This is a genomic window from Rhodococcus sp. HNM0563, from assembly GCF_012726195.1.
Lineage (GTDB): Bacteria > Actinomycetota > Actinomycetes > Mycobacteriales > Mycobacteriaceae > Rhodococcus.
This window is the reverse complement of sequence record NZ_JAASAF010000003.1, coordinates 81660-101663: the sequence shown is the minus strand read 5'-3', so window position 1 is coordinate 101663 and position 20004 is coordinate 81660. Positions and strand designations below refer to the sequence as shown.

The following is a 20004-nucleotide window of genomic DNA, read 5'->3' as shown; positions in this document are numbered from 1 at the left end:
AACGTGAGCGTATGGCCCGTTCCGAGGATGTTCCCGCCTACACGATCCGCCAGCTGGCGGCGTTCGTCGCCGTTGCCGATTGGGGAACCATCACCGCAGCTGCGGACGCGCTCCGCATGTCGCATTCGGCGGTGTCCGCCGCCGTCAACGATCTCGAACGAGCGCTCGACGTTAAGTTGCTCGTACGTCAGCGAGCGCGCGGAGTGCGCCTCACTCCGACCGGGCACGCAGTCCTCGAGCGAGCCAAGACGGTGTTGCATTTCGCCGCGGAACTCGAAAACGACGCCCATTCCGAGGCGGGCTCCGTAGCGGGACCGGTCGCGGTCGGCTGCTATCCGTCACTCGGGCCTACGCTGCTGCCGTCGTTGATCACCGGGTTCACCGAGGCTCACCCGCGAGCGCGTGTCGACTTCCGGGAGGACACACAGAACCGGCTGCGGGCGCAGCTCGACTCGCGTGACCTCGACGTGGCGTTCATGTACGACCTCGACCTCGAGCCCGGGCTGGAGTCCGCCGTCCTCGACTCCATGGAGCCGATGTTGCTGCTGCCCGCCGACCACCCGGCGGCGCTGTCGGGGGCTCCGGTGCGGCTGACGGATCTCGCCCACGAACCGATGGTGATGCTCGACGCGCCGCCGAGTTCGGGTCACGCGGTGAGTGTGTGCGCCGAGGCAGGTTTCTCGCCGGTGGTCGCATACCGAACCCAGAACTACGAGACGTGCCGCGCGTTCGTGGGTCGGGGATTGGGGTGGTCGCTGTTGCTTCAGCGTCCCTCCCTGGACGTGACCTACGAGGGCCTTCCGATCGCGGTACGACCCTTCGCGGAGCCGAAACCGGATCCTGTCGATGTCGTGCTCGCGTGGCGGAAAGATGCGCTTCCCAGTCGGGTGGCGCAAACTTTTGTTCACTTCGTGGTCGCAGCCCGTCAAGGTGCAAGCGCGTCATGAGCTGCACGAATGCGCCCAATGACGGTTTTTCGGGGATAGATCCCCGACTTTATCCGCTTTTCAAATGAATGTGACCGCCCTCATGATGGCTGTACCGCGTCCGAACGCTCGTTAATCGGATCCGTTCCAGTTCACTTCGCCGAAGGGCACCCGTACTCATGACCGTTCTTGACTCGACGCCTCAGACGTCGGCAAAAGCGGCGCGCAAAGCCGCGCTCGGCAGCTTCGTCGGCACCGCCATCGAGTGGTACGACTTCTTCATCTACGGCACCGCAGCGGCGCTGGTCCTAGGACCTCAGTTCTTCCCGGGTTCGTCGGATGTCGCGGGCACCCTCGCAGCGTTCGCGACGCTCGCCGTCGGCTTCATCGCCCGCCCCATCGGCGGCGTGGTGATGGGTCACTTCGGTGACAAGATCGGCCGCAAGTCGATGCTCGTTACGTCGCTGCTCCTCATGGGCTTCGCGACTGTGGCCATCGGCCTGCTGCCGAACTACGCCGCCATCGGCGTGGCTGCTCCGATCCTCCTCGTTGCTCTGCGCTTCATCCAGGGCCTCGGCGTTGGCGGTGAATGGGGCGGTGCAGTGCTCGTCGCGACCGAGAACGCCCCCGCAGGCAAACGTGGCCTGTACGGAGCGGCGCCCCAGCTGGGTGTGCCCGCAGGTGTGCTGATCGCGAACCTCGTCTACCTTCCGTTGACCGCGCTCCTCAGCGAAGACGCCTTCAACTCGTGGGGCTGGCGCGTGCCGTTCCTCATGTCGGCGGTCCTCGTCATCGTGGCCATGTGGATTCGTCTCGGGCTCGAGGAGAGCGCCGAATTCAAGGCGGCCAAGGAAGCTCCCGCCGAGGTCGAAGAGAAGATGCCGATCCTCGAGGTGCTCACCAAGCACTGGAAGACCGTGCTCCTGGCCGGTGGCACGTTCATCGCCACCAACGGCATCGCGTACGCCTACATGGTCTACGTGCTCAAGTACGGCGAAACCGAACTCGGCTACAGCAAGACCGCGATGCTGGCACTGCTCATCGCATCCTGCCCGTTCTGGATGGCCGGCATGGCCTACAGCGCCTGGCGTTCCGACCTCGTCGGCCGCCGCACCATCTACATCAAGGCATCGGCCGCGCTCGTCGTCGCCGCAGCCCTGTTCTTCCCACTGATGGACACCGCGATCCTGCCGGTGATGTTGCTGTCCATGATCGCACTGGGTTTCACCCTCGGCTGCTGCGCCGGACCCCAGTCAGCGCTGTTCGCGGAACTGTTCCCCGCCAAGATCCGCTACAGCGGTGCGTCCCTCGGCTACCAGGTCGGTGCCATCCTCGGCGGCGGTCTCGCCCCGATGATCGCGACCTCGCTGTTCGCCGCGACCGGCACCTCGATGTCCATCACCGGCTACTTCGTGCTGATCGCCCTGGTCAGCCTCATGAGCATCCTGCTCCTGCGTGTGCCCTCCGCAGGCACCGGCACCGAGCAGGCACAGTCCCCCTCGCAGGAAGGTGTCTGACCCATGTCGACCTACTACCAGCCTCCCAAGTACCCCGCATCGACGTTCGAGTCGATGATGCCGTCCGACGAGACGCTCCCCGTCGTCGTCGTGGGTGCCGGACCGGTCGGCATGGCCACCGCACTCGGACTCGCACAGCGCGGTATCCCCGTCACAATTATCGAAGCCGCCGACCAGGTGTCCTTCGGTAGCCGCGCGATCTGCATCTCCCGACACAGCCTCGAAGCCGCTGCGCGTCTCGGCTTCGGTGCCGAACTCGACAAGATCGTGCTTCCGTGGGCCGGCGGCCGTAGCTTCTACCGCGACCAGCAGGTCCTGCACTTCCAGATGCCGCAGCGAGACTTCGACGTGCGTCCGCCCATGATCAACGTCTCCCAGTCGGAGTTCGAACAGATCATGGTCGACACCATCGAGCAGAATCCGCTCATCACCCTGTACTGGCAGGCATCGATCGCGGGCATTCTTCGCGGTGATGACGAAGTCACCCTCGAAGTCGACACCGCCGACGGCAAGCGCCATCTGCGCGCCCGGTACGTCGTCGCGGCCGACGGCGGTCGCAGCCGCATGCGTGAACTCGCAGGCCTGCGCCTGCAGGGCACCAGCTACGAAGGCCGCTACGTCATCGCCGACATCCACTGGGAATCGGCTCTGCCCGCCGAGCGCATGGTGTGGTTCGACCCGCCGAGCAACCCCGGTTCGACGATCATCATGCACAAGCAGCCCGGCGACATCTGGCGCATCGACTACCAACTCGACCCGTCCGAGGATGCCGAGATCGAGACCCAGGAAGACGCCATCCGGGCTCGCATCGCCAAGCACCTCGACTGGCTGCAGAACGACCTGCCGTGGACCCTCGAGTGGAAGGGCTTCTACAGTGCCCGCGCACTCGCCCTCGACGAGTTCGCCCACGACCGGATCCTGTTCGCCGGGGACGCAGCACATCTCGTTCCGATCTTCGGTGTGCGCGGCCTGAACTCCGGCATGGAGGACGCTGAGACCCTCGCGTGGCAGCTCGCGGCCGTGATCCATGGCAACGCCGACGCCGCCCTGCTTCAGGCGTACTCGTCCGAGCGCCACAACGCGTGGGAGCAGAATGTGGCCAACGCAGGCAAGTCCACCCTCATCATGAGCCCGGGCAGCCACGGATACCGCACCACGCGCGACGCAGTCCTCGCGCTTGCGGTCGGTCGCCCCGAGTTCGGTCACCTGATCAACCCGCGTCAGTCCAGTGCCACCCACGCGCGACTGTCGCCGCTGACGTGGCCGGTGGCTCCGGGGACCGAAGGTGTGCTGCCAGGTGACCCGGTCGAAGACCGCCGCGTGCGTATCGGCGGGGCCGACACCTCACTCAACGTCGCTCGCGGCACCGGTTTCGCGGTGCTCGGCTTCGGGCTCGACGATGCGGACAGCGCCGCGCTCGTCGCGGCCACCACCGAGCTCGGAGCAGCGCTGTCGCCCGAGAGCGTCCGCGCACTCGCAGTCGACAGTGCCGAGGTGGACGGCGTGACCGTACTCGACGCTGCCGACCTGGCCGACGCGCTCGGCGCGAAGGCCGGCGACACCTTCGTGATCCGTCCAGACGGTCTTCTGCTGTGCCGTGTGCCTGTTGCAGGCCTGTCGGGTGTCGCAGACGCGTTGCGCTCCGGCGCTGCTCCGTCCGGCGACGCGTTGCCTGCCCGTCCGGCCGAGCAGGTCACCGGCGACGAGCAGCGTCGTGAGAACGTGTGGCTGGGCCTGTCGACTGCGCTCGACCAGGTCGACGAGAGCGATCGTGAAGGTTTCCTCACGCGTCTCGCCCTGATGCTCGGTTCGCAGGTCGACCACCGGCAGTTCGAGGAGGCCATCGCGGCTGCCTCGGACACCTCCCCGGTGCGGGTCGACGAGCTCGCGCCGCAGGTCTGACACCCGCTGCACTTCGGCCGAATGTCACCTTCATGCAGTTCGATTGGATGAGGGTGACATTCGGCCGTCTCGTGGGTCGGCCGGATCCACCAGGCCCGTCCGGAAGGCGACCGCGACGAGGTTGGCACGATCGCGCGCGGCGAGCTTGGCGAGTATCCGTGTCACGTGGGTGCGGACCGTTGCCGGACTGATCACCAGCTTGCTCCCGATTTCGTCGTTCGACAGACCCAGCCCGACCTCGGCGAGGATTTCGCGTTCCCGTGCGGTGAGTCCGTCCAGTTGCCCGGTGTCGAGAGTGGCCGGGCTGCGCGCCGCCGCCTCCATCACGCGGTGAGTGACCGTCGGCGACAGCATCGCATCCCCGCCCGCGACTGTGCGGATCGCCGCGCGGAGATCATCCGGTGCCGTGTTCTTGACGAGGAAGCCCACTGCTCCTGCGCGGATGGCCGCGAGCACGTTGTCGTCGGTATCGAAGGTCGTGAGAACCACGACGCGAACGTCCGACAGCGCAGGGTCGCCGACGATCCGGCGGGTCGCGGCGATTCCGTCAGTTCCCGGCATGCGAATGTCCATCAACACCACGTCGGGTGACGTCTCGGAGACGACGCGAACGCCGGCGTCGCCATCCGCCGCCGTCCCGACGACTGCGATGTCGTCGGTGCGGTCGAGGAGCACCTGGAGGCCTTCCCGCACGAGTTCCTGATCGTCGACGAGCACCACTCGGATCACGGGTGTCCTCCATGTGGGATCCGTGCGTCCACGACGAAGCCTCCGCCTTCTACCGGGTGGGCCTCGACCGACCCGCCCAGCAGGCCGGCCCGCTCACGCATGCCGGCCAATCCCCATCCCTCGGTCGCACTACCCGAGACGCCGCGACCGTTGTCGTGGATCGACACCTGCACGACGTCGTTGGAATAGTTCACGGCAACAACAGCTTCGGTGGCATCGGCGTGGCGCAGAACATTGCTCAGCGCTTCCTGCACGATGCGGTAGGCAGTTGCGCCGACGACGGCAGGAACCGGTACAGCAGTACCGTGGATCTCGATGCGGACGGCAACACCTGCTTCGGAAACGGTGTCGACCAGGCGTTGCAGATCCCCCAACCCCGCGGTCGGTGCGCGGTCGCCTTCGGATGGAGTGCCTGCAGGGGAACGGAGTGCCACGACGGTGGCGTGCAACTCGGTGACTGTTCGCGTACACGCCTCGCGCACCGACGTCAGCGACCGCCGCGCGAGCGGAGGATCGTCCTTCATCGTTTCGATGGCCACATCGGTGTGGAGCGCGATCACGGTGATGGTATGGGCGAGCAGGTCGTGCAGATCACGTGCGATGAGGAGGCGCTCGTCCTCGACGCGGCGTGTCGCTTCCCGTTCTCGTTCGAGCTCCGCGGCACGCTCTCCACGTTCCATTTCTTCCCGAAGTGTGCGGCGTGAACGGACGCTGTCGCCGAGTGCGATCACTGCCGCCAGAAGTCCCGTGGACCCTGCCAGTTCGAAGCCGAGCAGGTAGCGCAGCTCGTCTCCTTGCCCGACGCGCACGACGGTCGAGAGCAGGACGAGAGCACCTGCGATGACGGTTGCCCACCGCAGGTGTCCCCGCTCCGCGGCGGAATACAACGGTATTGCGAGCGGAAGTGCCAATCCGATCGGCGGGAAAGACAGCGCGTAGTACGTCACGAACATCACGGCGGTCAATACCAGCGCCTCGACCGGACGACGGCGGCGGAACAGCACCGGACCGGCGAACGACGCAGCGAACAGGTACGCGAGCAGGGACGGGCCGGTCGAATCGTCTCCGAGATCTGCCGCGATTGCGACGCTGATGATCATCCACACCGTGATTGCGAGGGTGGCGTCGATGATGAGTTCTCGGCGGACAGTGCTTTCAACTGGGTCCATGGTGCGCACGGAGATTGTCGTCGCCTTTCTCCCGGGCGTGTATCCGACGGCAGACCTGAGTCGGCAACCATGCGAGGACACCGACGATCGCTCCTACGACGGCGCCTGTCGCCACGCTGCTGATGACGGCGAAGCCCCGCATGATCACCGACTCCACCCAGGTCGGCATCACATCGGCGAGACTACCGCCCATCACGGGTGCGTTCGGCCCGAATGCTGCGTCCCACATCACCTGGTGTCCGACAGCGACGAAGATCCCGTAAGCGAGACCGATCCGAAGCGCTGTGCGGAAGGGCCGGGGAGTCCGCTTCGCAAGCAGGACGGCGAGCCAGATGGCGGGTGGAGCGAATACGAGTACTGCATTCACGCCAGGCCCGGCGATCCCGAGGTCGTGCGCGACGACCCGCGGTACCCCCAGCATGGCAAGGCCGACGATCGTCATCCGATGCATGCCGGGATTCGGATGTGCGGCGGATGTCACGATGCGACCTCGGCCTCGGGCCGCGCAGGTTCGCCGGCGCGCGCGGTGAGCACCCGGAACAGCGCGACGAATGCGAGCGTCGCGGTGACAGCGCTCATCGCCAGTCGGACCCAGTGCCCCATCTCGAACTCGAATGCGGTCCGGCGTAGCGTTTCGGCGGAATGCAGGGCAGGGCCCTCGTCGAACATGATCGTGTTCCGAGGCCAGAAATAGAGTGCGGAGAAGGCGAACTCGCCGACAACCAGCGTAGCGAGGCTTGCTGCCGCCCACGGTCGCGCCTCACTGTGACGACGAAGAAGGAACAACGTCACCATCGAGAGAGCAACCGTGATCGCGCCGAGCGGTGGGAAGAAATCCGAGGGGCCCGTCTGCGAGAAGAACTCGACGGACAGTTCGAGGGATGCAGGAGGGTCGTGAAAGATGTTGGGATAGAGGATGATCGTTTCGGCGAGAATCCCCCCGAACGCAATGAGCGTGACCCAACTGTAGGCCACAGTGATCGCGGTCCGAATCGGGAAGGAATGCGGCGGCAACATGCCGTCGACGCTAGTTTCCGGGCTCGCCGCCGTCGTCCGATCAGCTGCGTGGGTTTCCGTACGACTTCCGACGTACGGAGTGCTACTCGAGCGCGTCGAGCGCCTCCGCGATCGGTGTGTCGCCGTTGTTGAATTCGATCATGCGACCCGCAGTCTCGGGGCGCTCGAGCACCGCCGCGACGACGGCAGCGACATCGGCGCGTGACACCTGCCCCTTGTCGCGCGCACCCTGCCCGGCGACCTCGACTCGTCCGGTCGGCGGATCCAGCGTGAGGGCGCTCGGCCCCAGGATCGTCCATTCGAGGTCGGTGCCGCGCAGATGCGCATCGGCGGCGGCCTTCGCCTCCGCGTAGGGGTAGAAGCTGTTGTCCTCGGGCACTCCGTGGTCCGTGCGCGCTCCGAAGTACGACACCATCACGTACCGGCGCACACCGGCTTCCTGCGCGGCCGTCATCGATGAGATCGCCGCGTCGCGGTCCACGGCGTAGGTGCGGGCCGGGTTCCCGCCACCGGCGCCCGCCGACCACACCACCGCGTCATGACCCTGCAACAGTTCGGTCAGCGCCGTGATGTCGAGTTGTTCGACGTCGGCCACCACCGGCGTGCCGCCTGCGGCTCGCACGTCGTCGGCGTGGTCCGGATTGCGAATGAACGCACTGGTCTCGTGGCCGGCTTCGGCGAGCAGCTGCTCGAGGTGCAGCGCGACCTTGCCGTGTCCGCCGAAGAGTGCGATGCGTGCCATGTCGAGTGCTCCTTGTGTCCGGGGATCGGGTGCGTCTCCCAGCATGCCTTCCTTCCGATATCCGCGCGCGAAGAAGGCGGGCAGGCTCGGGACGCTTCAGACGGTGCTGCTCCGGCGACGGCGACCTCGAGGGGACGGAGTGTGTGCAGACAGTGACGTGGCAGCGCTCGACTTCGGCGCATGCGGACTGTGTTCGGAGGACGCAGGCTGTCCGGGCGCGGAGCCGAGTAGTACCGACATCATCACCGCATGGATCCGTGGCGCCTGTTGCCGCACGGCGTTGGGGCCGAGGAACACACCCAGATCGGGAACGAGGTTGAGCGCTGCGTACAGGAGGAAGCGTGATTCGACGCTCGAGAGTTCGGGGCGTACCTCGTTGAGGAGGGTGGCCCACTGTTCGACGTCGAGTCGCTGGCGCATCCGTAGATCTGCCCGCGGTCCGGGAGGCACATTGATCAGCTCCGCAAAATACACGGACATCAACTCCCGCTGCGAGATGCAGAGTTCGATATACACCGCGGCAAGTGCTTCGAGGCCGTCTCGTGGGCTCGAGGTCTGCTGAAGTGCCGACTCGATCGAGGTCTCGAGACGGTCGATCGCGCGGTAGAAAGCGGCTGCGAGGATATCGGCCTTCGACGGGAAGTATCGGTAGACGCCCGACGCGGGCAGGCCTACGGTCGAGGCGATCTCCTCCACTCCGATTTCCGCGTATCCCTCCCGATGGAAGAGTTCGATCGCCGATTGCAGAAGATCCTCGCGCATGTTGTTCGCCGACGGCCGGTGGCTGACAGCGGTGGGTATCGACGAAATAGGTTCTTCCGAAGAGAGATCCGCCCGGGACAGTGCCATACATGCATCGACGAGGATGTGCTCGATGCGGCGCGGCGCCAGAGTGAGGCTGTGCGCAGTGATACTGCCGATTGCGCTGAGCATCGCGGCAACGAGCACGAACGTGTCCGTGCTGGAAATACCCGGGCGGATGAGGCTCACACATTCGCCGATCCTGCGGTTGACCTCCCATGCCCGCCGACGGATAGGAGAGCGATCCTCTGGTCGTAGGTACCGGCGTTCCCAGCGGTAGATACCTGCGGTGCGCCGGTTGGCGATCGTGGTGCCGATGATGGCGCAGAGATGCGAGCGGAGTTCGTCCGCGGGCGATTCGACGTGACCCGTCGGTGAGCTCTCCAGGGCTGTCTCCAGGGCGTCCAGAAGTATGAGAGCAGAGTTGCGGAAGAGTGCGTACTTCCCCGGAAAGTGCCGGTACAGAGCGGATTTGGTGATTCCCACCTCCTCGGCGATGTCTTCGACGCTCACGCCGTGGTAGCCACGTTCGCTGAAGGCGATCGCGGCCGCGGTGGCGATCTGGTCTCGCCGGTTCTTCGGCCGCGATCTGCGCTCGGCCTGAGTGGAGGGAGTCTTGCCGACCACGCGCACCTACTTCTGTTGCTCGGGCTGCCCTGGCTGCGATGCGGCGGGCATCTCTCTTCGGGCGAGCATACGCTGCTTCCGCCGGTGAACCATCATGCACATGTGAACCATTGTTTGCTGTCATATGTGTGCAGAAAAGCGAGAATGGCAGAATAACCCTAGGTCAGGGAGGGGTTGTGGTTCTCGTACTCGATGGATGCCCCTTCGGAATGACCGTTCACAAAACTCTATTGTTTCGACTGCGGCGGTGGTAGCGTTCCCGGCGAGCACCCTGCGTCGAGGTGCTTTCCGCGATCCGGATCCTTGTCCCTACTGATTGCTGGAGGCCCGTCCGGTGTTCGACACTGCACGCAGGGTTCTGTCCTACGAGATGTCCGTAGCCGAATTCATCGGTCTGGTCATTCTGATTGCCATTCCGTACGGCTTGATCGGGGTGATCTGGACTCTCACCCACACCTCGCACCTTGCGGATATGGAAGGTGTCGATCTGGTGATCTCGTTCCTGGGTTCGATCGTGTGCTGGCCCGTTCTGGCGTTCTCCGACGTGTGCATGACGTGAACCGCGAACCCGCCGTGCGTTCAGGGGGCGCGGTTCACTCGTTGTACCGCTGTTCTCCTGTGGCTCGCAACCGCATCTCTTATTCGTTCGGCATCTGCGAGTGATGGGCAGCGGACGAGAGTAGAACAGGCTGTACTCGAGCATATTTCGATGCCCGATCTGCAGTGCTGTGCGGAGGCGCGGGGCGTAGGACGACAGGATCCAGCACTCAGAATGGGTGTTCACTTGAGCCTTGTCGGCCGGAGACTTGTGTGCCACACTTCACCGCATATCGAAGACTGTTTCCGGTGGTGCTGCCGATGGGCTCGGTTACCGGATGGGGGTGATCCGCGTGTGCGGAGAACGGTTGTGGGGGTGCGAAATGAAGGGATTCAGTAGATGACCTACGAGCTGCCTGCATCGCGCGGTCCGGTTCGCGACGTCGCGACCGAGGGGGGATTCCTGATCGGATTCGCCGTGCAGTCGCTGGTCGTGCTGATGGTTGCCATCATCCGACGACGGCTGTCGCTACACGAAACTGTCACGCAGACCCTGTTCATCGGACGGGTGTGCACCGGACCGTCTCTGCTGCTGATGATTCCGGTCGGGGTGTTCATTGCTGTGTCGGTCGGCGAACTCGCCGGACGGATCGGGGCCGGTGGTTACTCGGGCGCGGTCGTCGCTTTCATCATCGTCGGCCAGGCATCGGCGCTCGTGTGTGCACTCATGCTCGCGGGTGTCGCCGGATCGGCGATCTGCACAGATCTCGGGTCACGCAAGATCCGCGAAGAGATCGACGCGATGGAAGTAATGGGCCTCGACGTCCTCGAACGCCTCGTGGCGCCGCGACTCGTCGGTGCCGTCGTGGTGTCCCTCGCGCTGTGTTCGATGGTGACGCTCGGTGGTGTCGCCGCATGCTGGCTGTACCACATCTATGTGCAGCACCTACCCGCCGGAACATTCATGGCGACATTCTCGGAATACGGACGACCGGCAGATTTCGTTATGGCACTGGTGAAATCGGCGGTCTTCGGTCTGCTCTCCGCCCTCGTGGCGACGTTCAAGGGACTGCACACGAAAGGCGGCCCGCGCGGTGTCGCCGATGCCGTGAACGAAGCGGTCGTGATTGCGTTCGCGCTCGTGTTCATCGTCAACACTGCGCTGTCCGCCCTGTACACGGTCATCGTTCCGGCTGTGGGTGAGTTCGCATGACCCTTGCAACACGTGAACCGATCGCCGGCGCGACGCGGGCGGCGGGGCGTGTCGGCGACAACCTCGCGACACTCGGAATGCATGTCTCGTTCTACTTCCGCACCATCGCTTCGATTCCATACGCTCTCAGCAAGTTTCGGAAGCATGTGTTCGCTCAGATCAGTGAGGTGAGCTTCGGAACCCAGTCGTTGCTCTCGGGCGGCGGAACGATCGGCATCGTCTTCGCCATGTCGCTCGCCGCGGCGATGATGCTGGGGGTGGAGACCCAACGCGGTCTCGAGCTCGTCGGGATGACCACGATGTCCGGGATGCTCTCGGCCGTCGCGAACACTCGCGAGCTCGCCCCCGTCGTCGTCGCGATCGCACTGTCGGCGAAGGTCGGTGTCGGTTTCACCGCACAGATCGGTGCCATGCGCATCTCCGACGAGATCGACGCGCTCGATTCCATGGCCATCCGGTCGATTCCGTTCCTCGCCGCGACCCGCGTGCTTGCCGCGATGGTGTGTGTCATCCCGATCTACATGATCGGCCTTCTCGCCAGTTACCTGTCCACGCGCCTCGTCGTGGTGTATTTCAACGGGGCCTCGGCAGGTACCTACGACTACTTCTTCCATCTGGTTCTCACGCCGCAGGATCTCCTGTACTCGGGGATCAAGGCGATGGTGTTCGCTGTGGTCGTCAGCCTCGTGCACTGCGCCTACGGGTACTACGCGTCCGGAGGGCCCGCAGGTGTGGGCGCAGCGGCAGGCCGTGCGCTGCGCACCGCGATCCTGTCGATCGGTGTGCTCGACGTGCTGCTCACGTTCGCGCTGTGGGGTCTGGTTCCCGAAGTTCCCGGAATGGGGGTGTGACATGGATCGGCCCACCTCACGTCAGAGAACGAGATACATCGCCTACGGCGCGCTGAGCCTCTGCCTTGCGATGGGTGTTGCGGCAGGCATGGTGCTCCGCGGCACAGGAACCTTCGAGAGCACCGACGACGTCTTCGTTGAGGTCCCCGCCGCTGCCGGGCTCGTCAACGGGGGAGCACCCGTGCGGTATCACGGCGTCGAGGTCGGACGGATCGCCTCCGTGGAGGCCGGCTCGACCGAATCCCAGGTGCGCCTGGCCATCGACTCGGCTGCAGCGAAGCTCGTGCCGTCGGCGGTTCTCGCCCGCGTCGTGCCCCGCACGTTCTTCGGCGACATCTACGTCGAACTCGTCGACCCGGAAGGCGACACGACCATCACCGCAGGCAGCACGCTCGGGGAGGTCGATACCATTGCCGTCGACTCCGGCCCGGAAGCGGTCGCGATGTACGACGTATTCACGAAGATGGCCGGCGTCCTCGACGACATGCGCCCGGATCAGCTCTCCGTCGCTCTGAGTGCGCTGAGCAGCGCGCTCGACGGACACGGCCAGACCATCGGACGCACGATCGACAGATTTGCCGCCGTCAGCGACACGATGGCTCCCGCTGCCGCCGACTTCCTCGATGCGACACCACAGTTCGTCGAGGTCATGCGGTCGCTGTCCGTCGCGACCCCGGACATCGTCGGAATGGTCGCATCGGCTGCCGAGGTGTCCGGCGCCATCGTCGAGAGCCGCGATCGGCTGGCCGATACCTTCGATGCCGCAACCCTGCTCGCAGCGTCGGTCGACGGATTCACCGGCGAGCGCCGCGATTCGATGATCACGGTCACCAACTCGGTCGGTGCGATCCTCGCCACGACTGCAGCCAACCCGAGCGGCTTGTACAGCACGCTCGAGAGCGCCGAATCGTTCGGTAATGCCGGAGCACGGGTCTTCTCGACAGGACGATTCAACATCACGGCCGTACCGTCGTTCGCCGACCCACTGCCGTACACGTCGGCAGACTGCCCGAGCTACGGGTCGATGACCGGACGCGAATGCAACAGTCCCGGCAACGGCACCTACAGTGCGCCGACGAGGATCGTCGGCGGACGCGACGAAGCCGAGCCGCTGCAGCTTCTCCAGGACACACTGAGTGTTCCCGGAGTGGCCCTTCCCGACTCGCTCGATGAAGTCGCCGAGGCCCTGAACCCCGCGACCTCGTTCATTCTCGGTCCGTTCGTCCGTGGCAACGAGGTGCAGATCCCGTGAAACTGACTCGTTCCCAAGTGCTGTCGCTCGCAGGCTACTGCGTGGTCGGTGCGGTCTGCGGAACCCTGGTGTTCAACACGCTGGCCGAACCGGTCCGGGGATCCTCCGATCACTACGTTCTCGAATTCACCGACGTGGAAGGCCTGGGCGTCGGCAATCCGGTCACGCTGTCCGGTGTGCGGGTCGGCCGGGTCGATGCGATCGACGTCGCCGACACCGACGGCGGCGGTGCGAGGGCACGCGTGACCGTCGAGATCGAAAGCGATCAGATTCTCACCAGCGACGTTCGCGCGACAGTGCGCTACGGCGACATGCTCGGAGCCCGGTACGTGGCCATCACGCTGCCCGAACCGTACGTCGACGCACCCGGTGTGTCCGACGTGCTCGCCCCTGGCGCGGTGGTTCCGGTCTCGCAGACGACCCCGCCCGTCGACCTGACCGCGTTGATGAACGGGTTCCGGCCGCTGTTCGACTCCCTGCCGCCCGAAGAGGTCAACGTCCTCGCCCGCAACCTCACCGACACGTTCAACGGACGCGGCGACGCCGTCGCGCAGTTTCTGGACCGGGTGGCGGTCCTCACCGGAAGTCTCGGAGATCGCGAAGACATCCTCGGTGAGGTCGTCGTGAACATGACCCGGCTGCTCGGAACGCTCGACAACCGCTCCGGTGAACTGAGTTCTCTGGTCGACGGACTGTCCGTGCTCGGCGACTCCGTCGTCGGTGACGGCGCCCGGCTCGCCGAGTTCCTCGACAGCGGCAGTGCCACAGTCGACGAGCTCGCCGACATCATGGTGCAGTCCGACGGTGCGTTCACCCGATCCCTCGCGAGCCTCGGTGCTGTAACCGACACCTGGATCGCGAACACACCCGAGTTCGAGCGCATGCTGACCAACCTCCCGAACTTCGCGCACCAGATCAACCGCACCGGGCAGTACGGCAGCTTCGTGAGCCTCTATCTGTGCAACTTCACCCTGAAAGCAGGCGACGCAGAAGTGAACATCTTCGGTCCGACCCATTCGCCGGTGTGCCGATGATCCCTCTGACACGACTCATCGACCTCATCGTCCGCGGTACCCGATCCCTCGGCGGTCACAACGGACGGATCATGCAGAGCCTCGCCTGGGTGTTCGTCATCGTCGTGCTCGGCGCCGGTATCGGCATCGTCGCGATCGGCGTCGCGCACATCGACGACCTCGTGAACGTCCTCGTGGCGAACTCCGAGGAGACGGCCACGGGGGAGGTGCGCTGAAGCGATGTTCCTCGTCAAACTCATCGACATATTCGTCGGCGCGCTCGAATTCCTCTTCGGATTCGGTCGAAGGCAGAACACCACGCACATGCCGCTCGTACTCGGCACGATCGGCATCGTCGTCCTCATCGTCGGCCTCACCGCAGCGATCAGCATTCCGAGCTTCTGGTATCAGGCCCGAACCGAGCCTTTCACAGCGGAATTCGCGAACGCAGCAGGGCTTGCGGTCGGTGATCCCGTCTATGTCGCGGGCGTCCCTGCGGGGCGGGTCGAGAACATCGTCCTCACCGGTCGTCACGTCGACGTCGAGTTCCGGCTCGACGACGACCGCACGGTCGGCAACACGTCGACGGCGTCGGTCCGGCTCGAAACCGTGCTCGGCAAGCGGTACCTCGATGTCCGGCCCAGCGGTGTCGACGACGGCGGCAACACGATCCCGATCGATCGCACCACCGTCCCCTATTCGCTCGACGAAGTCGGAGCGGGTGCGCAGCGAGTCTCCCAAGAACTCGACCTCGACGCGATGGAACAGATGATGACCACGTTGTCGCAGGTCATGCCGTCCGACAGCGGCGAGATCGAACGAACCCTCACGGGCATCAGTGCCGCGTCATCAGCATTCGGACGGCACAGCGACCAATTCGATCAACTACTCGAGATGTCGCGTCGGCTGTCGGAGATGGCAGTCGCTCAACAGGATTTGGTAGTCGAAACCGCCGTGGACGCACGCACACTCGTGCAGACCATGGCGGTCCGTAAGGAGGCGCTCACCGGGCTCGCGAACAACCTGCGTGCTGTCATCACCACACTGTCGCAGACGTTCACGGAGAACCGGGACGAAGCCGACCGTCTCGTCGCCAACCTGACGGCCGTCACCGCCACCTTGCAGCGCAACTCCGAGAACATCGCCTCTCTCATGACGCAGTTGCCACCGGCGTTGCGCACCGTCACCGATGCCACCGGCAACGGCACGTGGGCCGACGTCACCACCCCCGCAGCGGTCCTGCCCGACAATCTTCTGTGCGCGATCGGAGTGATGCAGGAATGCCGGTGATACAGGACATGTCGGAGCGCGAGCGGCCCAGCACGACAAGGCCGTCGGGTAGAAGGAAGATCATCTCGCTTGTGGTGGTTGCGCTTCTGCTGATCGCTGCGCCCATCTGGTACATCTTCGGCCGTACCGACCGGGTCACCACGGTGCACGCCGATTTCGAGTACGTCAACGGCATCTACTCCGGCAGCAAGGTTGCAGTGCTCGGTGTCGCCGTCGGAACCGTCACCGGCATCGAACCGCAGGGCACGTCGGTGCGGGTGACGATGACCGTCCCCGAGGAGGTGACACTGCCCGCCGACGTCTCCGCATACGTGATGAGCCCCGCGATCATCAGTGAGCGCTATATCGAACTCGGGCCTGCGTTCTCCGACGGACCGGAACTGCCCGACGGATCGACCATCCCGGTCGAGCGCACCCATTCGCCCATCGACATCGATGGGATGCTCGGCAGTCTCTCGACCCTCGTCGACTTCATGGGACCGGACGGCGGCGATGTCGGCTCGGTGCTCGCGAGCAGCGCCGAGACGTGGGGTGGCCAGGGCGAGGCGTTCAACAATGCCATCCGCGACCTCAGTGCAGCCACCGGAGTCCTCGGCGGAACCTCCGAGGACTTCTCAGTACTCGTCGACAACCTCTCGATGCTCATCGAGGCGATGGATGCGCGTCAGGTGTCGCTCGATTCCATGGTCGACGACATGTCGACCCTCTCCACCGTGTGGCAGGACGCGGATCTCGACATCACCGTGCCGCTCCAAGAACTGCAGACCGTGTTCGCCGAACTCGACAGTTTCGTCACCCAGCACCAGGAGAGCTTCGGAGCGATCTCGACGAACCTCGAAGGGCTCGGCTACGCCCTGACCGACAACAAGGCAGGACTCGCCGAGTTCATGGATCTCGTCCCGCTGATGATGCAGAACCTCGAGAACACCGTCGGCCCCGACGGGCGTAGCCGCATCCGGTTGAACGTGTCGACGAACCTGACATCCTTCGAGACCGCCGGTCCGCTGTGTGCGCAACACCCGCTGCCGCTGTGCACGGGCGCAGGGTTCACGAACCCCATCTCGTTTCCCATCAGCGCGTCCGATCCGCTCGGGATCGTTACGGCCATCACCGGAGGGAACCCGTGACCCCGACACCTCTCGTCCCCTCCCGGCAGCGCATGCGTCTCGCCGCGCTCGCCGTGGCTCTCGTGAGCACAGTCGTTGTGTCCGGCTGCGGCTGCGGCATCCAGGATCTCCCGGTCGGGCGATCCGCCGGTGCCGGCGCATTCGACGTGGATGTGCACCTGTCGAGCGCAGACGGCATCGTCCTCGGCGCGGATGTCCGATACGGCCAGCAGATCGTCGGCCGGGTCGCAGCCCTGAACACTGCGACAACCGGCGCGACCCTTCAGGTCTCGCTGCAGCGCGAACTCGAGGTACCGAGCAATGTTCTGGTCTCGGTGGAGATTCCGTCCGCCCTCGGCAGCCCGTATCTGAGGCTCGTCACACCTGCTGATGCCGCGTCGGACCGATTGTCCGACGGCGATGTGATCACCGTCGACAACACCGATCTGGGGCCGCGTGTGGAGACGATGCTTGCGTCGCTCGGCAACGTTGTCAGCGGCAGCGGAATGGACCAACTCGCGACGGTTGTCGACGAACTGAACATCGCATTCACGGGGCGATCCGATCGGGTGCAGTCGCTCGCCGACACCGCCACCGACCTCATGACGCGCGCGATCGACAAACAGACAGCATTCGACGAGGCGATGGCCCTGGCCGCTGACGTCACCCGGATCATGGCGGACGAGGAGCAGACGATGGACACCTACCTCGCGAACACCGCGGGCGCGGTGGAGGTGCTCGTCTCACAACGCGATTCGATCTCCGCGCTCCTCGACTCGACGACGCGGCTGGCCGGCAACATGCAGGCACTGACCGATGCCGTACCGCAGGGCACCGCCGGATTCCTGACCGACGCAGAGACGGTCGCATCCACTCTCGCCGCGTTCAACGACCGGATGGGCGGAACTCTCACCGCCATGAACGCATTCATGGATGCATTCGGTAGGTCGGTGCGCGGTGACTACCTCGTGTTCGACGGTGCCCTCGAGATCCCGGAGAGCATCGATACGGTTCTGACCGGGGGATACTTCACCGGGACGCCGCCCGGTGCATCTCCGACGTCGCTGCAGGATCTCCTCGGAGGAGGACACCGATGAAGAAGATCGTCCTCGTCCAGCTCGTCCTGTTCGCGTTGGCTGCGGTCATCGTCGTCCCGTACGGCATCTACTACATCGTCGGCCCCCGCGGTGTCGGCGATCGGATGACTCTGTCCGCCGACGTGGACGATGCGCTCGGCGTGTCGGCAGGCACCGTCGTCACTTACCGCGGTGTACAGGTGGGTGCAGTGTCGGCAGTGAACGTCGAACCACAGAGCGGGGGTGCGAGGCTCGAGCTCGAACTCGAATCCGGCACCGAGATCCCGGTCGACTCGATCGCGAAGATCACCCAGGGGACGCTCGCCGGCATGCTCAACGTCGATATCTTCCCGCGCGTCGACCGTGGCCCGTATCTCGTGGACGGTGACTCGATCGAGATGCCGACGGAGGAGCAGCCCGTCCAGATCGCCGAGACCCTTGCGAGCGCCGCGTCGTTGCTCGATACCTTCGAACCCGGGACCGTCGCCACCGTCGGAACCGAGCTCGGTGCGGCCTTCCAGGGCCTCGGCCCGGATCTGGCCCGGCTGATCACCGACGCCGATGATCTGTCCGGTCGACTCGAAGCACAGTCCTCCGACCTGACCGAACTGCTCAGTCGCACAACTGGTCTGACCAGTACAATGGCGGGTAATTCGGACCGATTCGTCGATGGTGTTGCAGCTGCTCACACGATCGCTGACACCTTGTCTGCCAACGAGGACCGGATCACCGAGATGATGACAACCACCCCGGATGCCATGCGGCGGGCCGACGGTGTCCTCGCCGCCAACGAGATGTCGTTCGCGGCGGTGCTTTCCAATCTCGTCGATGTGGCACCGGTGATTTCCGACCGATCGGCGGCGTTGCAGACCGGCCTCGTTTCGATTCCCGCGGGCCTGGCCGCTCTCGAATCCATCGTGCACGGCGACCGAGCGGACTTCGCGCTCATCGCAACTCAGGGTCCGGTGTGTGCCTATGACACCCCCCGTCGCCCGCTCGGCGACGAGTCGCCGGTGACACCCGACCTCACACACTACTGTCCGCCCGGGCAGGACCACGGCCAGCGCGGCGCGCAGAATGCTCCGCGACCGGACGATCTCGGTGTGGCGAATCGGACCACACCGGGAACACTCATCGGGCCCCCGGTTGTTGCCGATCCGATCCTCATCCCCGCCGGCGAAGAGCTTGCAACCTTCTGGCGGATGCTGCTCCAGGGCATCGGCAGCGGAGGGAACTGACGAGTAGGGAAAGAACATTCGGCGCCGATTCGGTGCTGCAGTCCGAACCAGAACCACCAGGAGGAACAGATGCCCGCGCATTACCTCGACGACGCTGTGGATGCCGAACCTGCCCTGACCTCGGCTCGTACCCGGATCAGGATCACCAGCGGTCCGAATCGCTGGAGCCGCAAGAAGCATGTCCTGTCCGACGCCATCGACTTCTGGTCGTTCGCCGGTGCAGCCGCGAACGTCATCATGCAGTTGGGCTGGCCCGAGGTCGCCTACGGCGTGATGGAGAGCAAGGTGCCGAGCGGCGCTCTCGTTCATCATCCGTGGAAGCGTGCGCGGACCACCACGCAATACCTGGCGGTCGCGATCCTCGGAACCGATGAGGAGCGTATGGCGTTCCGGGAGGCCGTCAACGGAGCCCACCGGCAGGTGCGTTCCGACGAGAACAGTCCCGTGAAATACAACGCGTTCAACCGCGAACTCCAGATGTGGGTCGCGGCCTGCCTCTACGTCGGCATCGAGGACAGCTACCAGCTGTTGCACGGAACCCTGGACGAGAACCAGATCGAGGACTTCTATGCGACCGCGTCGAAGCTCGGCACCACGCTGCAGGTCACGGAAGAGATGTGGCCGACGACCCGCGCCGACTTCGACGTGTACTGGAATCGTGGGTGTGAACGCGTGGTTTTCGATGAGGCATCCAAGAAGTTCATCGATGATCTTGTCGGCCTGAAGATGATCAACTTGCCGATGCGGTTGATTTTCAGGAATCTGTTGAAGTTCCTGACGATCGGAACTCTGCCGCCGTACTTCCGCGACCAGCTCGGCTACGAATGGAGCGAGGCGGACCGTCGTCGTTTCGAGCACCTGTTCGTATTCGTCTCGTTCGTCAACCGCTTCATTCCGAAGTTCATCCGGCACGGTGGCAGCCACGCACTGATGGTGGATCTGCGTCGCCGCCTGAAAACCGACAGGAACATCATTTGATGGTTGTCGCCCCGTCGAGT

The 20004-nt window shown here is 64.8% G+C and carries 20 protein-coding genes; 14 read left to right on the top strand and 6 right to left on the bottom strand.

Translation table 11 applies throughout. The features are described from left to right. The first annotated feature begins 11 nt into the window (after positions 1-11). The 3 genes from HCA61_RS07435 to HCA61_RS07425 all read left to right on the top strand — a co-directional run bounded on the left by HCA61_RS07435 (position 12) and on the right by HCA61_RS07425 (position 4345). A complete protein-coding gene (locus HCA61_RS07435) occupies positions 12-947 on the top strand; it encodes a LysR family transcriptional regulator (RefSeq protein WP_169687545.1) in 936 nt (311 codons plus the stop codon). A 158-nt stretch (positions 948-1105) separates the two neighbouring features. Further along, positions 1106-2443, top strand: a complete 1338-nt coding sequence (locus HCA61_RS07430) for an MFS transporter (RefSeq protein ID WP_169687544.1) — start codon at positions 1106-1108, stop codon at positions 2441-2443. Between the two features lie 3 nt (positions 2444-2446). Next, a complete protein-coding gene (locus HCA61_RS07425; RefSeq protein WP_169687543.1) occupies positions 2447-4345 on the top strand; it encodes an FAD-dependent oxidoreductase in 1899 nt (632 codons plus the stop codon). A 30-nt stretch (positions 4346-4375) separates the two neighbouring features. Here HCA61_RS07425 and HCA61_RS07420 read toward each other — a convergent pair whose 3' ends face one another. From HCA61_RS07420 to HCA61_RS26785, 6 genes are all read right to left on the bottom strand, one after another. Then, positions 4376-5074 carry a response regulator transcription factor gene (locus tag HCA61_RS07420; protein ID WP_169687542.1) on the bottom strand — a complete coding sequence of 233 codons (699 nt, stop codon included), beginning with the start codon at positions 5072-5074 and terminating at the stop codon, positions 4376-4378. Then, entirely contained in the window at positions 5071-6243 is a 1173-nt protein-coding gene (locus HCA61_RS07415) for a sensor histidine kinase (RefSeq protein ID WP_169687541.1), read from the bottom strand. The genes HCA61_RS07420 and HCA61_RS07415 overlap by 4 nt, the downstream gene beginning before the upstream one ends. Beyond that, complete coding sequence (locus tag HCA61_RS07410) at positions 6230-6724, bottom strand: hypothetical protein (RefSeq protein WP_206039779.1); 495 nt, start codon at positions 6722-6724, stop codon at positions 6230-6232. The genes HCA61_RS07415 and HCA61_RS07410 overlap by 14 nt, the downstream gene beginning before the upstream one ends. Next, the gene (locus HCA61_RS07405; RefSeq protein WP_169687540.1) at positions 6721-7260 is read right to left on the bottom strand and encodes a DUF1772 domain-containing protein; all 540 of its coding nucleotides are present in this window, start codon (positions 7258-7260) and stop codon (positions 6721-6723) included. Before HCA61_RS07405 ends, HCA61_RS07410 begins: the two co-directional genes overlap by 4 nt. 82 nt (positions 7261-7342) lie before the next feature. Continuing rightward, positions 7343-8002 carry an SDR family oxidoreductase gene (locus HCA61_RS07400; RefSeq protein ID WP_169687539.1) on the bottom strand — a complete coding sequence of 220 codons (660 nt, stop codon included), beginning with the start codon at positions 8000-8002 and terminating at the stop codon, positions 7343-7345. Between the two features lie 96 nt (positions 8003-8098). Then, positions 8099-9430: a TetR/AcrR family transcriptional regulator gene (locus tag HCA61_RS26785; RefSeq protein WP_169687538.1), complete on the bottom strand. Its 1332-nt coding sequence runs from the start codon at positions 9428-9430 to the stop codon at positions 8099-8101. Positions 9431-9800: 370 nt separating this feature from the next. On the opposite strand from HCA61_RS26785, the gene HCA61_RS07390 reads away from it, so the two are divergent. From HCA61_RS07390 to HCA61_RS07340, 11 genes are all read left to right on the top strand, one after another. Continuing rightward, positions 9801-9989: a hypothetical protein gene (locus HCA61_RS07390; RefSeq protein ID WP_169687946.1), complete on the top strand. Its 189-nt coding sequence runs from the start codon at positions 9801-9803 to the stop codon at positions 9987-9989. Positions 9990-10367: 378 nt separating this feature from the next. Beyond that, complete coding sequence (locus HCA61_RS07385; protein WP_169687537.1) at positions 10368-11180, top strand: ABC transporter permease; 813 nt, start codon at positions 10368-10370, stop codon at positions 11178-11180. Next, positions 11177-12031, top strand: coding sequence for an ABC transporter permease (locus tag HCA61_RS07380; RefSeq protein WP_169687536.1), 855 nt, complete (start codon positions 11177-11179; stop codon positions 12029-12031). Before HCA61_RS07385 ends, HCA61_RS07380 begins: the two co-directional genes overlap by 4 nt. A gap of 1 nt (position 12032) precedes the next feature. Next, positions 12033-13283, top strand: coding sequence for an MCE family protein (locus HCA61_RS07375; protein ID WP_169687535.1), 1251 nt, complete (start codon positions 12033-12035; stop codon positions 13281-13283). Continuing rightward, the gene (locus HCA61_RS07370; RefSeq protein ID WP_169687534.1) at positions 13280-14317 is read left to right on the top strand and encodes an MCE family protein; all 1038 of its coding nucleotides are present in this window, start codon (positions 13280-13282) and stop codon (positions 14315-14317) included. Before HCA61_RS07375 ends, HCA61_RS07370 begins: the two co-directional genes overlap by 4 nt. Next, positions 14314-14532 carry a hypothetical protein gene (locus HCA61_RS07365; RefSeq protein WP_169687533.1) on the top strand — a complete coding sequence of 73 codons (219 nt, stop codon included), beginning with the start codon at positions 14314-14316 and terminating at the stop codon, positions 14530-14532. Before HCA61_RS07370 ends, HCA61_RS07365 begins: the two co-directional genes overlap by 4 nt. A gap of 4 nt (positions 14533-14536) precedes the next feature. After that, complete coding sequence (locus HCA61_RS07360; protein ID WP_169687532.1) at positions 14537-15586, top strand: MCE family protein; 1050 nt, start codon at positions 14537-14539, stop codon at positions 15584-15586. A gap of 8 nt (positions 15587-15594) precedes the next feature. Further along, positions 15595-16713 carry an MCE family protein gene (locus tag HCA61_RS07355; RefSeq protein ID WP_169687531.1) on the top strand — a complete coding sequence of 373 codons (1119 nt, stop codon included), beginning with the start codon at positions 15595-15597 and terminating at the stop codon, positions 16711-16713. After that, positions 16710-17789 carry an MCE family protein gene (locus tag HCA61_RS07350; RefSeq protein ID WP_169687530.1) on the top strand — a complete coding sequence of 360 codons (1080 nt, stop codon included), beginning with the start codon at positions 16710-16712 and terminating at the stop codon, positions 17787-17789. Before HCA61_RS07355 ends, HCA61_RS07350 begins: the two co-directional genes overlap by 4 nt. After that, on the top strand, positions 17786-19006 hold the full coding sequence (locus HCA61_RS07345) for an MlaD family protein (protein ID WP_169687529.1): 1221 nt from the start codon (positions 17786-17788) through the stop codon (positions 19004-19006). The genes HCA61_RS07350 and HCA61_RS07345 overlap by 4 nt, the downstream gene beginning before the upstream one ends. A gap of 69 nt (positions 19007-19075) precedes the next feature. Then, positions 19076-19984 carry an oxygenase MpaB family protein gene (locus tag HCA61_RS07340; protein WP_169687528.1) on the top strand — a complete coding sequence of 303 codons (909 nt, stop codon included), beginning with the start codon at positions 19076-19078 and terminating at the stop codon, positions 19982-19984. Positions 19985-20004: the final 20 nt, after the last annotated feature.

Excerpts from the sequence above, each read along its gene's own strand:
- HCA61_RS07435 (WP_169687545.1), top strand. The coding sequence starts at position 12 with ATGGCCCGTTCCGAGGATGTTCCCGCCTACACGATCCGCCAGCTGGCG.
- HCA61_RS07430 (WP_169687544.1), top strand. The coding sequence starts at position 1,106 with ATGACCGTTCTTGACTCGACGCCTCAGACGTCGGCAAAAGCGGCGCGC.
- HCA61_RS07425 (WP_169687543.1), top strand. The coding sequence starts at position 2,447 with ATGTCGACCTACTACCAGCCTCCCAAGTACCCCGCATCGACGTTCGAG.
- HCA61_RS07415 (WP_169687541.1), bottom strand. The coding sequence starts at position 6,243 with ATGGACCCAGTTGAAAGCACTGTCCGCCGAGAACTCATCATCGACGCC.
- HCA61_RS07405 (WP_169687540.1), bottom strand. The coding sequence starts at position 7,260 with ATGTTGCCGCCGCATTCCTTCCCGATTCGGACCGCGATCACTGTGGCC.
- HCA61_RS07400 (WP_169687539.1), bottom strand. The coding sequence starts at position 8,002 with ATGGCACGCATCGCACTCTTCGGCGGACACGGCAAGGTCGCGCTGCAC.
- HCA61_RS07390 (WP_169687946.1), top strand. The coding sequence starts at position 9,801 with ATGTCCGTAGCCGAATTCATCGGTCTGGTCATTCTGATTGCCATTCCG.
- HCA61_RS07385 (WP_169687537.1), top strand. The coding sequence starts at position 10,368 with ATGACCTACGAGCTGCCTGCATCGCGCGGTCCGGTTCGCGACGTCGCG.
- HCA61_RS07380 (WP_169687536.1), top strand. The coding sequence starts at position 11,177 with ATGACCCTTGCAACACGTGAACCGATCGCCGGCGCGACGCGGGCGGCG.
- HCA61_RS07375 (WP_169687535.1), top strand. The coding sequence starts at position 12,033 with ATGGATCGGCCCACCTCACGTCAGAGAACGAGATACATCGCCTACGGC.
- HCA61_RS07365 (WP_169687533.1), top strand. The coding sequence starts at position 14,314 with ATGATCCCTCTGACACGACTCATCGACCTCATCGTCCGCGGTACCCGA.
- HCA61_RS07360 (WP_169687532.1), top strand. The coding sequence starts at position 14,537 with ATGTTCCTCGTCAAACTCATCGACATATTCGTCGGCGCGCTCGAATTC.
- HCA61_RS07355 (WP_169687531.1), top strand. The coding sequence starts at position 15,595 with ATGTCGGAGCGCGAGCGGCCCAGCACGACAAGGCCGTCGGGTAGAAGG.
- HCA61_RS07345 (WP_169687529.1), top strand. The coding sequence starts at position 17,786 with ATGAAGAAGATCGTCCTCGTCCAGCTCGTCCTGTTCGCGTTGGCTGCG.
- HCA61_RS07340 (WP_169687528.1), top strand. The coding sequence starts at position 19,076 with ATGCCCGCGCATTACCTCGACGACGCTGTGGATGCCGAACCTGCCCTG.